13 protein-coding genes and 1 pseudogene are annotated in these 17040 nt (G+C 31.1%); all 14 read left to right on the top strand.

All coding sequences use genetic code 11. The features are described from left to right. Window positions 1-2 precede the first annotated feature (2 nt). The 14 genes and pseudogenes from U9966_RS10210 (at window position 3) to U9966_RS01895 (ending at window position 16982) form a co-directional block, all read left to right on the top strand. Window positions 3-110, top strand: coding sequence for a hypothetical protein (locus U9966_RS10210; RefSeq protein ID WP_407675188.1), 108 nt, complete (start codon window positions 3-5; stop codon window positions 108-110). A gap of 117 nt (window positions 111-227) precedes the next feature. Continuing rightward, window positions 228-953 (top strand): annotated as a pseudogene (rhuM, locus tag U9966_RS01955) (RhuM family protein). A 27-nt stretch (window positions 954-980) separates the two neighbouring features. After that, complete coding sequence (locus tag U9966_RS01950) at window positions 981-1994, top strand: virulence RhuM family protein (protein ID WP_306347240.1); 1014 nt, start codon at window positions 981-983, stop codon at window positions 1992-1994. 530 nt (window positions 1995-2524) lie between these two features. After that, window positions 2525-3481 carry a magnesium/cobalt transporter CorA gene (corA, locus tag U9966_RS01945; protein ID WP_211599135.1) on the top strand — a complete coding sequence of 319 codons (957 nt, stop codon included), beginning with the start codon at window positions 2525-2527 and terminating at the stop codon, window positions 3479-3481. A gap of 97 nt (window positions 3482-3578) precedes the next feature. Then, window positions 3579-4118: a pilus assembly FimT family protein gene (locus tag U9966_RS01940; protein WP_306347239.1), complete on the top strand. Its 540-nt coding sequence runs from the start codon at window positions 3579-3581 to the stop codon at window positions 4116-4118. Continuing rightward, window positions 4075-4776 carry a PilW family protein gene (locus tag U9966_RS01935; protein WP_306347238.1) on the top strand — a complete coding sequence of 234 codons (702 nt, stop codon included), beginning with the start codon at window positions 4075-4077 and terminating at the stop codon, window positions 4774-4776. Before U9966_RS01940 ends, U9966_RS01935 begins: the two co-directional genes overlap by 44 nt. Continuing rightward, complete coding sequence (locus U9966_RS01930) at window positions 4760-5416, top strand: DUF2572 family protein (RefSeq protein WP_306347237.1); 657 nt, start codon at window positions 4760-4762, stop codon at window positions 5414-5416. The genes U9966_RS01935 and U9966_RS01930 overlap by 17 nt, the downstream gene beginning before the upstream one ends. Further along, the gene (locus tag U9966_RS01925) at window positions 5416-5709 is read left to right on the top strand and encodes a DUF5374 domain-containing protein (RefSeq protein WP_306347236.1); all 294 of its coding nucleotides are present in this window, start codon (window positions 5416-5418) and stop codon (window positions 5707-5709) included. Before U9966_RS01930 ends, U9966_RS01925 begins: the two co-directional genes overlap by 1 nt. Window positions 5710-5761: 52 nt before the next feature. Then, complete coding sequence (gene recC, locus U9966_RS01920) at window positions 5762-9028, top strand: exodeoxyribonuclease V subunit gamma (protein ID WP_306347235.1); 3267 nt, start codon at window positions 5762-5764, stop codon at window positions 9026-9028. A 12-nt stretch (window positions 9029-9040) separates the two neighbouring features. Beyond that, complete coding sequence (locus tag U9966_RS01915) at window positions 9041-9460, top strand: hotdog fold thioesterase (RefSeq protein ID WP_306347234.1); 420 nt, start codon at window positions 9041-9043, stop codon at window positions 9458-9460. Window positions 9461-9494: 34 nt separating this feature from the next. Next, on the top strand, window positions 9495-11840 hold the full coding sequence (mrcB, locus tag U9966_RS01910; RefSeq protein ID WP_306347233.1) for a penicillin-binding protein 1B: 2346 nt from the start codon (window positions 9495-9497) through the stop codon (window positions 11838-11840). A gap of 80 nt (window positions 11841-11920) precedes the next feature. Then, window positions 11921-14155: a WG repeat-containing protein gene (locus tag U9966_RS01905; protein WP_306347232.1), complete on the top strand. Its 2235-nt coding sequence runs from the start codon at window positions 11921-11923 to the stop codon at window positions 14153-14155. A gap of 245 nt (window positions 14156-14400) precedes the next feature. Beyond that, window positions 14401-15510 (top strand): alanine dehydrogenase, encoded by a 1110-nt coding sequence (gene ald, locus U9966_RS01900; protein WP_306347231.1) that lies wholly within the window; start codon window positions 14401-14403, stop codon window positions 15508-15510. 110 nt (window positions 15511-15620) lie between these two features. After that, window positions 15621-16982 carry a sodium-dependent transporter gene (locus tag U9966_RS01895; protein WP_306347230.1) on the top strand — a complete coding sequence of 454 codons (1362 nt, stop codon included), beginning with the start codon at window positions 15621-15623 and terminating at the stop codon, window positions 16980-16982. Window positions 16983-17040 lie beyond the last annotated feature (58 nt).

Genomic DNA, 17040 nt, shown 5'->3' with positions numbered 1-17040 from the left:
GCTTGAAAAAGTCATCACTTAATAAGATCAAAAAATATGCAAAAGAAATGAATGTGCCTTATCAAACTTTTTTGCGTACTTATATTGATAAAATAGCCCTTTCTCTTTAGTTAAAAATTTATGGTTGCCCTGAGGTAAGTGGCGGGACTTTGATAAGAATCTTAGATTTACTGAATTTTGTAACGGTATGATATGATTAATTCTTAAAATAGCAATGGAGTAGTATCGTGAAAGAGCAAGATAATTTTATTATTTATAATACCGAAGATGGTAAAGTTAATGTGGCTTTATATGCAAAAGATGGTGATATTTGGTTAAGCCAAAATCAGCTTGCAGAACTTTTTTCCACCTCTAAACAAAATATTGGGCAACATATAAATAATATATTATTAGACAATGAGTTAGATAAAAAATCAGTAGTAAAGAATTACTTTACTACTGTTTGATAAAACAGATAAAGCGACACAAATGTTTTTTGCAGACACACAAAATAAGCTATTGTTTGCTGTAACGAAAAAAACAGCAGCTGAGCTTATTGTTGAACGAGCTGATGCAACTAAACCTAATATGGAACTCACAACTTGGAAAGGCAGTATTGTACGTAAACAAGATATTTTTATTGCTAAAAACTATTTAACTGAGGATGAAATAGATTCACTTAATCGTTTAGTTGTTATCTTTTTAGATAATGGCAGAATTAAGAATTAAGAGTTAAAAGTCATAAAGATATTACAATACAATTTTGGCAAGATAATGTTGATAAAATTTTGTTGTTCAATGATCGTCCATTATTATCAGGAAAAGGTTCTATATCCCATAAAAATATGGAAATTCGTATTCGACAAGTTTATGCAGATTTTGATAACCGTCGTAAACAATATGAAGCACAACTAGCCGATGAAGATGATTTAAAAATCATTGAAAATGCTATTAAAAAAGTGAAAAATCGTTAATTAAGGGCTAAAAAATTAGGAATAAAAATGACAACAACAGTAGCAAATAATTTCAATAACTTTCTACTTTACACGGCACCAAATGGTACAGTAAAAGTAGATGTTATTTTACAAGATGAAACCGTATGGCTAACACAAAAAGCAATGGCAAATTTATTTAACGTTGATGTTCGTACTATCAATCATCACTTAAATAATATTTATAAATCCAGTGAGTTAGATGAAAAAGCAACTATCCAATATTTTCGGATAGTTCAAAAAGAGGGTAATCGCCAAGTAACCAGAGATATTGCTCATTATAACCTAGACGCCATTATCTCAGTTGGTTATCGTGTAAATAGTGTGGAAGCAACTCAATTTCGTATTTGGGCAACAAAAACTCTTAAAGAATACTTACTTAAAGGTTTTGTAATCGATGATGAACGCCTAAAACAAGGCGAACAGTTTGGTAAAGACTATTTTCGTGAATTGTTGGAACGAGTACGTTCTATTCGAGCCAGTGAACGCCGTATTTACCAACAAATTACCGATATTTTTGCGGAATGTTGTATTGATTATAATCCTAAATCGACCACAACAAGACATTTTTACGCCACTGTACAAAATAAATTCCACTATGCGATTCACGGACAAACCGCCGCTGAATTGATTTATAAGAAAGCAGATGCCAATAAAAAATTTATGGGCTTACAAACGTGGAAAAATGCCCCAGCAGGACGAATTTTAAAATCAGATAGCGTGATTGCCAAAAATTATTTATCCCCTGATGAAATTAAGCGTTTAGAGCGTACTATTTCTGGTTTTTTTGACTATATAGAACGCATTATTGAAACTCGTAATACCTTTACAATGAAAGCTTTTGCAGAAAGTGTAAATAAATTTCTTGATTTTAATGAATATAAAATTCTAGTGGATAATGGCAAAGTTTCAACGGAACAGGCGAGGCAGAAAGCCTTTACGGAGTATGATAAATTTAATAAAACACAACGCATAGTTTCTGATTTTGATCGCTTGTTGGAAAGGGTTGAAGAGAGTAAATAACCATAGATTTGAGTAGTATCCATCAATAACCTGCCTTGTATTCGAGTTTGTAAACTAAAAGTTCAACTGTTCGGTTTTTTCGATGAAAATTATTCACGCCTACACTACAAAACGAGTTTTAACTCTAGAGACGTTCAAGCTGTAAATAACTTTATATTTTATGTTGCTAATATACTATAATTTTTTATATACAAGAGATATGACATATTAAACTCCCATAAATACACTTAAAAATCAGCACACTATAAAAAAACAAAAAGGTATGAATAATGAATTTTTAGTATGATCTTACCCTGTGCTACTATCTTAAAATATATTTGTTTATCTTGACTAACCCTCTCTTAATCGTTACCATTTACGCAATTTTTTATTTGAGGAAACACATTTTGGACAGTCATAGGGACTTTTCTAGTCAATATCATATCTCTTACCTAAACTAAATACACTTCGTCCAACTGCCTCAAGGCTTGCCGACGAGTGTCGGGTAAGTCTGTTCCATTCTATGTTCACTCCCCAACAAGGAGTATGAAATGATTAAAGCTTTTGCATTAGAAAATAATAATTCTCGCTTAATTCGAGTAGATAATAATGATCAACATAATTTAAATAATGCGATTTGGATTGACTTGGTTGATCCGAGTGATGAAGAGCGTAGTGTACTTGAGCAAGGATTGTCACAAACTCTTGCTGAAGAGCGAGAACTGGAAGACTTAGAGGCTTCTGCTCGTTTTTTTGAAGATGAAGATGGTTTACACTTGCACTCCTTTTTCTATTGTTTAGATGAAGAAGATTATGCAGATATGGCAACCGTTGCATTTACGCTTCGTGATGGTCGTTTGTTTACTTTGCGTGAACGTGAATTACCTGCTTTTCGTTTATATCGAATGCGTACTCGTACAGCAAAACTAACAGATGGTAATGCCTACGAGTTATTATTAGATCTTTTTGAAACTAAAATTGAGCAACTTGCTGATGTGATTGAAGATATTTATGCTGATTTAGAAAAATTAAGCCGTGTCGTATTGGAAGGAACTCAAGGCGAAGATTTTGATGAGGCGTTATCTTCTCTAACAGAATTTGAAGATGCAAGCTCTAAAGTTCGTCTATGTTTAATGGATACACAACGAGCATTAAGTTTCTTGGTACGTAAAACCCGTTTACCTGAAAATCAATTAGAACAAGCTCGTGAAATTTTACGAGATATTGAATCACTACAACCTCATAATGAATCACTTTTCCAAAAAGTAAACTTTTTAATGCAAGCTGCAATGGGTTTTATTAATATTGAACAGAACCGTATTATTAAACTCTTCTCTGTTGTGTCGGTAATGTTTTTACCGCCAACATTGGTTGCTTCTAACTATGGTATGAACTTTGCGAATATGCCTGAACTTAGCTTTGCTTATGGCTACCCTTTAGCAATTGGTTTAATGGTGATGGCAGCGGTTGCTCCTTATTGGTATTTTAAACATAAAGGTTGGTTATAATTTTAGTTTTGCGATCTTGATCGAGAAATTAATTTAATATCATTTACTCTTTTTCAAAACATCCTAGTATTGTGTCTTCATAGTACTAGGATTTTTTATGCCCAATATTTCGATTTTTAAAGCATTTACATTAATAGAAACCTTAATCACCCTTACTATTTTAGTGATAGCACTCTATTTTCTTTCTCCCTCTATTTTCAAATTACAGGATAAAATGAAATTAGAGAGCGAATTAACACAATTAAAATCCTTTGTTTATCAAGTACAAACAAAAGCACGTTACCATAAAAAACGCTATTCCTTATTAATCTCTCAAGACTTAAACCGCCAAAAATGGTGTGTAATTGCCATAAAGAAGAAAAGCAGAAGAAAAGTCAGATGTGATTGCCTTAATTTATCTAGTTGTGCAAAATTTAAAGAATATTTATTGTATAACAACAGCTACCCAGAAACTCAAATAAAAAGTTCTCTGCTTTATCCTAAAAGCTTTATCAATATCGATGGTGTAGCTGCGACATCAGAATCAAAATGCTTAAATATTGCCATTAATCAACAAAGTGAAATTTTACAATTTCATCAATATGGAGTAATCAATGTTATTGCGAAGAATAAAACAAGTCAATGTCGCTTTCGTTAAAACCATTCAAGCGGTCACATTAGTTGAGCTTTTAGCAAGTTTATCCCTTATGGTAATCTTAATTTTTGCTTTATCCAATTTCTATTCTGGTAGCTATAAAAATCAACATAAATTACAAACAACGCTCTCCTTACAGCAAAATGCTCAACAAATAATGCATTTTTTTAAACAACATATTCAACACATTTACTATCAAGGTATTGATCGAGAAAACAGTAATTATTTTGCTTTTACGCATAATAAAAGTTCTGTAGCAATAAAGCCTCAATGTTTAGTTTTTTTCTATGATATCAATAGTGATGGTTGTGTAGGTAATCGAAAAAAGAAAAGTGCTTGCTTTGTTAAAGGAAAAAATAATACCAGTGATGTCGCAAAAGAAGTATTTGGATTTAAAGTCGATCATCAAGAACTGTATATTTATCAAGATAGTTCTATTAGTAAATGCTCACTCATACAATGTAAACAACTACTTGCTCAATGTGATCAAGGAAAATGGGGGAAATTAACACAATACAATAACTATAAAATCTCTCAACTCTCTTTTTCTTGGTTGAAAGAGCATAAAGTAATGCAGGTTTTATTATCTTTAACTAAAAATAATCAAACTTATTCCACTCAATCTTATATTTATATTTTAAACAATGAAAAAATTATTTAATGCCTCAGTCGGGCTAGTTTCGATTATTTTATTAATGGGTATTTTATCGGTAATTTTTTTAGCGAAAGATCGCTGGCTGAATACAGAAAAAATCACTCAATATTACTATTCTGATTATCTAACAAAAAAATTTCAATTAGTGGATTATCTTCATCAAGATAAAAATGCGTTATGTAATTTATATAAAAAAGAAAAAGTAGAAATTGAAATAAGCGGTATGATTTATCAGCTTTTTTGCAAAAATATTAATATTTTCAAAATAGAACCCACTAAAAAGAAATATGTGCCTTTTAATGATATTCAGCAGTACCTTGATATTGAGCATTATCAAGAGCAAATTATTCATATTCAATCTTTAAAAGATTTACCCAAGACCTCAAGTCGTCATCCAAGTGTTGTAATTGCAGATAATGCAATTGATGAAAGTTTAAAAAAGAATTTTTACGGTATCATTATTACTGACTATCACTTTGATATTAAAGGTAAAAAATTCTATGGAAAATTATATTCTTCTTACGATAATGAGCGTGAAGAGCGTAACTTATCTTATAAAAAAAGTGTCATTAAATATTTAAAAAGTAAATATGGGGCTTGGTTTTATATCCCCAACTCACAAAATTTATTAAACGGAAAAAAATAATGCAACGTCAATTTAAAGCAGAAACTTTTATCAGCGTGATAGTTGCGATATTACTTTCCTCGATTATATTTTTAAGTTATAGCAAATGGCAAAAACACCAAAATAAAAAAGAAGTCTTAATTTATCAGCGTTTACAAGCAATGCAAATTGCAGAAAACCAACTTAGTTTAAAAATGGCTAAATTACCCTGCCAATCATCAATCAAACAAAATGAGATCACTTTTATAGTAAATTGTCGTCATAATGAAATTAAAGTGACTTTTCCTCTAGGAGAATTTTATTTAAAACCTTGAAACTCGTTGCAAGTTAGAGGAAAATCTCTCTAAATTCAACAGAGAGAATACAATGTTTACGGTATATTATGCTAACCAGCTAAAAACTCACAAAGAGCTACTGCTAAAATTACTGAAAGTACAGCCTAATAATGATCCTTTTCAAGCAGAAATCATTTTAGTACAAAGTGGTGGAATGGCACAATGGTTGCAAATGGAAATTGCACAACAAGAGGGAATTGCTGCAAATTTTGAGTTTCCTTTTCCAACCAGTTTTTTATGGCAACAATACCGCACATTATTACCAACACTCCCGAAAGAGAATATTTTTGCTCAAAAACTCACTGTATGGCAATTGATACAAATTATTCCTGACTTATTACACTATGAGGCGTTTAATTCATTACGTCTTTACTTAGGAGAAATGCCTGAACAACAAAAGTATTATCAACTAGCGAAAGCAATTGCAGAATTATTTGATCAATACTTAGTTTATCGCCCTCATTGGCTAATTCACTGGGAAAATAATCAAAATGAATTAGTGTTAAAGGAGATTTATCAACAAAGTGGTCATTTAACAGAAAGTATTAAAGCTCATATTGAAACAGAAGTTCAATGGCAAAGTATGTTATGGAATGCTCTGGTTGAAAAATTAAAAAAAGAGAGTAATACAGAAATTTTTAATACGTCACATCGGGCTTATTTCCAACAACATTTTTTTGAAAAATTGGAAAATTTAAATCAATTAGAACAGCAAAAATTACCAAAACGAGTATTTATTTTTGGTATTTCGTCGTTACCCCCTTCACAGTTAGTTACCTTAAAAAAATTAAGTGAATTCTGCGATATTCATCTTTTCTTTCTGAACCCAAGCCAGCATTATTGGGGTAATAGTTTAGAACAAAAAATGATCGATAAAATCACACTGTATAACGAAAAAATAACACAAGAAAATGATGATTATTCCCTTACTGCAAACCCATTACTGACCACTTGGGGAAAACAAGGGCGAGATTTTTTAAATACATTATTAGATTTTCAAGATAATGAAATCTCCGCCTATATTGAACCATTACAACATAAACAGCATTTACTGGCACAAATACAACAGAGTATTTTAGAGTTAAGTAATGAATTTGACTTTAATACTGATGAAAATGATCACTCATTACAAATCCATTCTTGCCATAGTCCATTGCGTGAAGTTGAGGTATTGCACGATCAACTCCTTTATTTATTTGAACAAGATCCAACCCTTTGTCCAAAAGATATTCTGGTAATGTCACCAAACATCGATCTTTACGCACCTTATATTAGGGCAGTTTTTGAACGAAAAGATCCTTGTGCTATTCCTTATAGTGTTTCTGATCAACGCATTCAAGAAATTGATCCTATTATTAATAGTTTTCTGAACTTGCTTTCAATGAGAGAAACAAAATTTAGTGCCGAACAAATTTTAGATCTATTAGATATTACCGCAATTCAGAAAAAGCATCATTTTGTCCCCTCTCAAATTGAACAATTACGCAATTGGATTACTCAGGTTGGTATTCGAGCAGGTTTAAAATTAGAAAATCCACAATGGAAAAATTATAATTCGTGGGAAAATGGTCTCAATCGTTTATTACTAGGTTGTGCCTTAAAAGAAGAAAATGGGATTTGGGAAGAAACCATCGCATTTAATGAAAGTTATGGTTTGAATGCTGAACTAAGCGGTCACTTAAATGCATTTATTTGCAAAATTATGGATTGGGTTGATTTTATTCATCAATCGCATTCAATTCAACAATGGAAAATAAAACTGCTCCAATTGATTGATGATTTCTATTTAGAAGATGAAACCAATGCTTACAGTTTATTACAGTTACATAATGCCATAGATGAAATTGTCAAAAATATAACTGAGGGGCAATTTGATCATAAAATTAATGATGAAATTATCATTAATCTACTTAATGAACAACTTGAAAATAATAAAAGTCATCTCAATTTCCTTGCTGGACGAGTCAATTTTGCGACTCTTTTACCAATGCGAGCAATTCCATTTAAAGTTGTTTGTTTGCTTGGAATGAATGAAAAAGATTTTCCTCGTCAATATAATATAAACAGTTTTGATTTAATGCAGTATGCACCACAAAAAGGTGATCGAGCGAAACGGGATGACGATCGTTACCTATTTTTAGAAGCTTTACTTTCAGCTCAGGATATTTTTTATATTAGTTACGTTGGACAAAGTTTAACGAAAAATCAAACAGAGCTACCTTCTGTTTTGGTTTCTCAACTTTGTGATTATTTACCTAAAAATGGTGAAAAATCCTTTTTTGAGGAAAAGGTCATTCAACATTCAATGACGGCTTTTAGTCCAACTAATTTTATTCCAAATAGTCCTTATCAATCTTATGCAACAACGTGGTTAGAAACCCTTAACTCTCACCAATCTACTGGTGATTTCTTAACAAAACTTGAACATTATTCTGAAATTGACACTATTGAAATTGAAGATTTAATCCGTTTTATACAACATCCTATTAAGTTTTTCTTTAACAATCATTTAGGTATTTATTTTTCTCAAAAAGAAAAACCTCTGGAAGATTCTGAGCCTTTTTCTCTATCACCATTAGAAAAATATCAATTTTTAGATCAGTTGCTTATCAACGAACAAGATCAATTTAATGATTTTTTTGAAAAAGAACAATATAAAGGGAAATTACCTGTTAATGCCTTTAAAGATGTCGCTCAACATAATTTAATTAATGAATTACAAACACTTTATAATGAAGTATATCCTTATACGAGACAAGACACTCAATATTTAACCTTTAATTATCAAAGAGAAAACATCACGCTTTGTGGTAATTTAAATTATTATCCAGAGCATAATCAAGTTATTTTATACCGTGTAGGTAATTTACGAGATAAAGATATTATCCAATGCTGGCTCTATCATCTACTGTTACAAATTCACTATCCAACTATCTCTATTTCACTATATTTTAAAAATAAAGACCAAACAGTAGGAAAACTAACCTTTGAAACCGTAGAAAAAGAAAATGCGACTCTACTACTAGAACAATATATTAATGATTATTTAATCTCTTTTAATGAGCTACAATGGGGTATTTACCAAAACTTAGAGACTTTCTTTAAAAAACAACCAAAAGAAAATGATAATATTGATGACTTTATACAAGAACAGTTAGATCTTCTTATTCAAAAAGATCGAGAAAATATTTATTTACAACGAATTCTAAACCAAACAAGCGGTATCATTTGTCATAAAATTTGCAAAAAAACATTCGATTGGTTTGAATTAATGTGGGAAAAAAGAATTATCCAATAAGGTAAAAATAAAATGTCAATTTGGAAAAAAGAACCAAATATTGAAGAGCTTAATCAACTTTGCAAAAATTGTGCGGTAGCTCATTTAGGAGTAACCTTCAATGATTTTGGTAATAACTGGTTAAGTGCTAAATTAACAGTAGATCATCGAACTCTACAACCTTTTGGTTTACTACACGGGGGCATTTCAGCATTTATTGCCGAGACGCTTGGCTCTGCTGCTTCGTTATTATGTTGCTCAGCAAATCAAATTCCAGTAGGTAAAAAATTAACAATTGAGCACTTAAAACCAATAAAAAGTGGTTATGTTAATGCGGTTGCTCGTCCAGTCAAGTTAGATGAGAATCAGCATATTTGGGAAATATCACAATACAATGAACAAAAAGAATGTTGTGCTATATCACAGCTTGTTGTTAAAATTATTGAAAAATAATGCCATTATTAGTGGATAAAATAGGAATAAGATAATGTCAAAAAAAGACAAAAATAAAGCAGATAAAAAAGAAAAGACAAAAAAAGTAACAAGTAAAAAAAACTCAAAATTTAAAAAATACTTTTTTGTTACCTTCTTGAAGGTTTTATTTACAGGCTTTGTTTGTCTTTGTTTTTATGGAATCTATCTTGATAGTAAAATTCGTACCACTATGGATGGTCAAGTTTGGCAGTTACCTGCTGAAATTTATGCAAAAATAGATCATATCCGTGTTCAAGATAATAAAAGCTTAGCAGAAATAAAATTTATTTTGCTTGAAAATGGTTACCGTGAAGTCCCTCAAATTGTTACTCCAGGTGATTTTAAAATAGAACAAGATCGTCTCGTATTACTACGTCGAGCATTTTCATTCCCCCAAAAACCAGAACCACAACGATTAATAAGATTACATTTTAAACAGAACCATTTAACTCATATTGAAGATTTAGTGCAATCTCGTTTAATTCAAGAATTTCAAGTTGATCCTAATTTAATTGCAATGCTACATTCAGATAATGATGAAGATCGTCAAGTTCTTCGATTACAATATTATCCTCGATTACTAATAGAAGCATTACTATTGACGGAAGATAAACACTTTTATGAACACGAAGGTGTACGCCCTTTGAGTATTATACGTGCCTTAATTGCAAATTATAAAGCAGGTCGTCATATACAAGGTGGAAGTACTTTAACTCAACAACTCGTTAAAAATATATTCTTAACACGTAAAAAATTACTGATTAGAAAAGCGAATGAATTTTTTATGTCTATAATTTTGGACTACCGTTATAGCAAAAATCGTATTTTAGAAACTTATTTGAATGAAGTTTATTTAGGACAAAATGGAAGCTATCAAATTCACGGTTTTGCATTAGCCAGCCAATTCTACTTTGGACGCCCTATTCAAGAAATCAGTTTAGATAAATTAGCTCTCTTGGTTGGTATTATTAAAGGACCATCATTATATAACCCTTGGAGAAATCCTCAATATGCTCTCAATCGCCGTAATGTTGTGCTTAAAATTTTATTTAAAAATAAAATGATTAATCAAGAACTCTATGAGCTATTGATTAAACGTCCATTAGGCGTAAAGAAAACAAGAAAAATTTATCGTAAACAGCCTGCTTTTATGCAAGTACTAAATAGAGAATTAAAGCAAAAATATGGAAAACATATTGCCGCCAAATTATCAGGCTCTAAAATTTTTACGACTCTTGATAAACAGCAACAACGAGCAGCTGAAATAGCGGTTATTAATGGTATTGCACAACTAGAAAATAACCATAGCAAAGTAAATAATTTACAATCTGCTATTGTCATTACTGAATATAACACAGGAAAAGTTCGAGCCGTTGTTGGAGGAACAGAAACACAATCTTTTGGTTTCAATCGTGCAATTCAAGCAAAACGCCAAATAGGGTCACTGGTGAAACCATCAATTTATGCCATTGCACTCTCTGATCCAACAAAATTTCGTTTAAATACACCAGTTGAAAATAGCCCTATTACTATTAAGTCTCAAGGTAGCCCAGATTGGAAACCTCGTAACTACAATAATAAGTTTAGTGGTTCAGTAATGTTAATGGATGCACTTGTACATTCAAAAAACATACCAACAGTTAATATTGGAATGCAAGTTGGATTACAAAACGTAATTAAAAAACAAAAACAGATGGGATGGGATAATGCAAAAATACCTCCTTATCCATCCACGTTACTCGGTTCTTATACTATTTCACCTTATGAAGTAACAAAATCCTTTCAAACATTGGCAAATGCGGGTCAAAGCATACCATTAACAACGATCGAAGCAATTATCACAGATAAAGGAAAGTTACTTAATAAACCTAACAAAAATAATATAAAACAAGTATTACCTAAAGAAGCAGCTATTCAAACCCTTTATGCAATGCAACAAGTGGTCAAAAGAGGCACTGGACGACGCTTATATAAAGATTTTGGCTACCTACAATTAGCTGGAAAAACTGGAACAACTAACGATGCTCGTGATACTTGGTTTGTTGGGATTGATGGTAAAAACCTGACAACAGTTTGGTTAGGGAAAGACAATAATGCCAATACTCACTTAACGGGTTCAAGTGGTGCATTATTTATTTATAAACAATATCTAAAACGAGCCATACCTACTCCATTTAAATTACCAAACTCTAAAAATATTCAGTGGGTTGGTATTAATAGTTATGGATCTTGGGATTGTGAAAGTAATATAAAAATTCCTGTATGGATAATCCAAAATAAATACTTATGTACTAATAAAGTGTCTAATAGTAAACCTAAACCAAGTGTTTGGGATGTGCTTTTATTAAATAAAAATTAAGTATATTTGATCCATATATGTGACCGTTAACGATAAAATAGCGGTCACATTCTAATAAAAATTTACCAAAAAGAAAAACAATGAAAAAATATCTAGTTATACCTAAATTATTATTACTCTGGTTAGTAATGGCAACCACAGTGTTCGCTGAACCTATTTCATTGCCTTATGATGATGTGGATTTTTATTGGGATAAGGTTGCGATTATTCAGAAAGATCATCAATATGGCTTAATGAATATGCAAGGGAAACCTTTAACTGAGGTTAAATATGATGATTTTTATTGGATTTCTGAAGATCTATTAGCTGTTAAAAAAGCAAAATTTTGGGGATTGCTTGATATAAAAGGAAAGGAATTATCAGCATTTAAGTATGACAAGATACGGATACTCTCGTGTGGTTGTAGTAGTGACAGTGATTTAAATAAAAATGCTTTAAAAGTGACAGTTAATGGAAAATTAGGGCTTATTGATAAAACAGGTAAAAAATTGACAGAATTTATCTACGATAAAATTGAGTATTTTCGTGGTGATTTTGCCGAAGTGACAAAAGGCGATAAAAAAGGCTTTTTAAATAAGTATTATAAGGAAATAACAGGCTTCAAATATCCTAGAATACGGCGTATCGAAGACCTTTTTATAGTAAGTAATGTTGACCATTATACGAGTAAAAAAGGGGTATTAAATACTAATGGGGCACTTATTTATCCCGTAGAATATGATTATATTAAGATCTTTTATTCAGATTTTGTTGCATTCAAGAAAAACAAGCTCTGGGGCTTTGGTAATAATAAAGGTGAAATTATAGTCAACACACAATTTTCTTATTTGACTAGTTTTGAAAATAATCTTTTTTTAGTTGAAAAACCACGTTTAGGTAGGGGAATTATTAATACTCTTGGAAAAGAGATCGTTTCTATAAAATATGATGGTTATATTCGTTACCTTACACCCAATCGTTTTATTGTTTCTCGCAATAACAAAACATACTTAATAGATGATAAACATAATATTATTCGTACATTTGAAAATATAAGAATTAACAAACACTGGTGGAACTATATAAATATAGAACAATATCAAGATACACTACTTTCAGGTGTTATAGATTTTAATGGCAAAGATATTATTCCACTAGAATATACAGAGATTGATTCACCAAAAGCGACTGAAAAAGTGAATATTATTACAGTTAAAACACCACAAAATAAATATGGTGCTTATATCTTCCAAAATAATAAAATAGAGCCATTATTAGCACCCGTTTATGATAATTTAAAAGCATTATCTGAACATTACCTTCTTTTTGAAAAGGATAACGTCAAAGGCATAATGAATACCCAAGCTAAAGTATTGGTTACAGGTTATGATAATGCTAAATTATTATTAAATAAGTATCTCGCTATATCAAAAAATGGCTTATATGGTCTTTTTAATGCAAATGCAGAACAAGTAGTAGATTACAAATATAACCATATTAGTCGTGATCGTTCTGGTTATATTTATATTGAAAAAGGTAGCAAAAAAGGGGCTTTAGATCCTAATTTCAACATAATTTATCCACCTATTTATGACAGATTATATATACGTAAAAACTATGTTATTTTTGAAAAAGATGGCATAACTGGATTAGGTGATCTACACGGAAATATAACCGTTTATGACAAAAAATACTTATATATTTCTGATATTTTTCTTAATTCTGATAAGTATTTTATTGTCACTACCCGTGATTATTCAACAGGTTTAATTGATTTATATGGTAATGTTTTAATAAAACCGATGAAAAAGATCTATGATATTCAGTTTGTAAAAGATAATAACTCATTTTATGAAATTAGAAATTATCGCGGTAAAGTTGGCTTAATGGATCTGAATGGAAATATTTTATTAAAACCACGCTATTCCAAAATTTCTACTTTAAGTCCTAAGAGATTGCGTATTTACAAACACAGACGAGTGAACATATATGATATTAATTCCAAAAAATTAATTCCTACAAATTATTCATACGTAACAGAAATCAGTAATGATTTGCTTGTAGCTGAAACAATAAATAGAAAAACAAGAGGAACCGACTATCCCAAAGCATTATTAAATAACCAAGGGGTCGTATTGGGAAAATTAGTTGATACCTTAAAAAGAGCAAATCCTTTTGATATGGCAAAATATGGCAAGGTATCATCACACTATCCAGAAATGATAAGCAGAGGAAATAATGCAATGAGACAACGCTCTTATCTAATTACAGCATACACTCGTAGTGGTTGGAAAGTGTATGATAAAAAAGGAAATGTTGTGTTTAAGCAAGATTAATTACATTGAACTTTGTTGTTGAATCTAAATATTATAAAAATTAATACCTATCATAAATATTTTTTAATTATCACTTATTAAAATTGTGAGTTCCATCACAGACTTGAGAATGATTAATAAATAGAATACAGAACGAATATCGAGTATAAAAGAAGGAGGATCATCAGCTCTTATTTTTTTATTTTCTACCTATTTATCAAAGTTATTATATTTATATGTAATCAATCAAACTAAGGAGATATAAAATGATTATTGGTTGTCCAAAAGAAGTTAAAGTTCAAGAATATCGCGTTGGTTTAACACCAGCAAATGTAAAATCTTATGTTGAAGCTGGTCACACAGTTTATATTGAACATAATGCAGGGACTGAAATTGGTTTCCCTGATGTAGAATATGCAGAAGCGGGTGCTATTCTAACTGATAAAGCGACTCTTTTTAAAAATAGTGAAATGATCATTAAAGTTAAAGAGCCAATTGAATGTGAATATGATTATTTCAGAGAAGGTCAAATTCTTTATACCTACCTACACTTAGCTGCTGATAAACCTCTTACAGATATGCTACTTGCTAAAAACATTCAAGCCATTGCTTATGAAACAATAAAAACACCAACAGGATTACCTTGCTTGGCTCCAATGAGTATGATTGCAGGTCGCTTAGCAACATTAGAATCTGCTAAATATATCCAAAAAACTTTTGGTGGTGCAGGCGTATTATTAAGTGGTACAGCGGGTACACCAAAAGCAAAAGTCGTTATTTTAGGTGGTGGTGTAGTTGGTTTAAATGCGGCACAAATCGCAATGGGTATCGGTGCTGATGTTACAATTTTAGATATTAATGCAGCGCGCTTAGCTTATATTGATCAAATCTTTGATATGAAAATTAAAACATTAACCAGCTCACGTGGTAATATCTTGAGTTGCTTAAAAGAAGCTGATGTTGTAATTGGTGCGGTATTAATTCCAGGTGCAAAAGCACCTCATTTAGTACGTCGTGAAGACTTAAAACTAATGAAAAAAGGTGCAATCTTAACTGACGTTGCGATTGACCAAGGTGGTTGTTTTGAAACTTCTCATCCAACAACACATAATGATCCAATCTATGAAGTTGATGGCGTAATTCACTACTGTGTAGCAAATATGCCAGGTTGTGTTGCTCGTACTTCAACCCTAGGTTTAACAGATTCAACGTTAGAATATGGTCTAAAAATTGCAAAATTAGGTGTGAAAGAAGCTTGCTTAACTGAACCTGCATTATTGGATGGTTTAAATACTTACGCAGGTAAATGTACTTTCAAAGGTGTTTGTGATGCATTTGATATGGAATATACTGATCCAAAAGTAGCATTACAATAAAGCTCAATCAAATTTGAATTATCTGTTAGATAATTTATCTTATATAACATATCTTCCCATTGAATAAAATGGGAAGATATGTCTTCTAAAATTAGAAAGAGAGGTATGTAATGTCAAACACACAAACTGAACCACGCCAATCTTGGTCAAATCGTTTAACTTATGTTCTAACTGTAGCAGGAGCAACGGTTGGTTTTGGTGCTACTTGGCGTTTTCCTTACTTAGTAGGTGAAAATGGTGGGGGTGCCTATGTTTTATTATTCTGTATTGCTATGATTGTTATCGGTATTCCAATGATCTTAGTTGAAAATGTTATCGGTCGTAGAATGCAAGCTAACTCTATTGATTGTTTTAGCGGTACAGCAAATGGTAAAAAAATTCACACTGGTTGGAAAATTTTGGGCTATATGGGATTATTAGGATCCTTTGGTATTATGGCCTATTACACTGTTCTTGGTGGCTGGGTGATAAACTTTATTGCTAATTTAGTGGGTGGAAATCTAGATTTATCACAACCAGTTACAGCAGAATTAACAGGGCAATTCTTCACAGACCATATTACAAATGATCCTATTGCAATTTTAATTTCTTCATTTGTATTCGCTCTTGTCAATTATTTTATCCTTGCAAAAGGTATTATGGATGGTCTAGAAAGAGCAGTACAATATTTAATGCCTATTCTTTTTGTTTGTTTACTTGTAATGGTAGTACGTAATGTCACTTTACCGGGAGCAATGGAAGGGATTAAATTCTATCTCATTCCTGATTTTTCAAAAATTAATAGTGACTTATTTATTTTAGTATTGGGTCAAGTTTTCTTTGCATTAAGCTTAGGTTTTGGGGTGCTCATTACACTTTCAAGCTACTTAGATAAAAAAGAAAACTTAGTACAAACCGCTTGTATTACAGCTGTCATTAACACTCTAATTGCTATTGCTGCTGGTTTTATGATTTTCCCTTCATTATTTACCTTCGGTATTGAACCAAGTTCTGGACCAACATTAGTATTCCAAAGCTTACCTATCGTATTTAGTCATATGCCTGGTGGTACTATTTTTGCAATTATTTTCTTTAGTTTATTAATTGTTGCTGCATTAACCACTTCATTAACTATTTACGAAGTATTAGTAACTGCAATGCAAGAAAAAACTAACTTAAGTCGTAAGCAAGCTATTGTTGTAACTATCGGAGGCATTTTTATTCTAGGTAATATTCCATCAGCATTATCAGATAATGTGTGGAATTCTATTACTATTGCTGGTCGTAGTATCTTCGATACCTTTGATTACGTGAGTGGAAATATCTTATTCGTATTAACTGCTTTAGGTAGTGCAATATTCGTAGGTTATGTATTAAAAGATGATGCTAAAAAAGAGCTTAATGCAGGTGAAACCTTTACTAAACTTTGGTTTAATTATGTAAAATTCGTTATTCCTGTCATTATTTTAGTTATTTTCTTTAATTCATTATAATTAAGTAAAATAAACCATTAATTTTATAGCGGTAAGATGTTGATCAAAATTTGCAAAA

It is taken from the genome of Pasteurella atlantica (assembly GCF_963693435.1).
In the GTDB taxonomy this organism is placed as follows: domain Bacteria; phylum Pseudomonadota; class Gammaproteobacteria; order Enterobacterales; family Pasteurellaceae; genus Phocoenobacter; species Phocoenobacter atlanticus.
The sequence above is the reverse complement of the archived record's forward strand: the minus strand, read 5'-3'. Positions and strand labels throughout refer to the sequence as shown.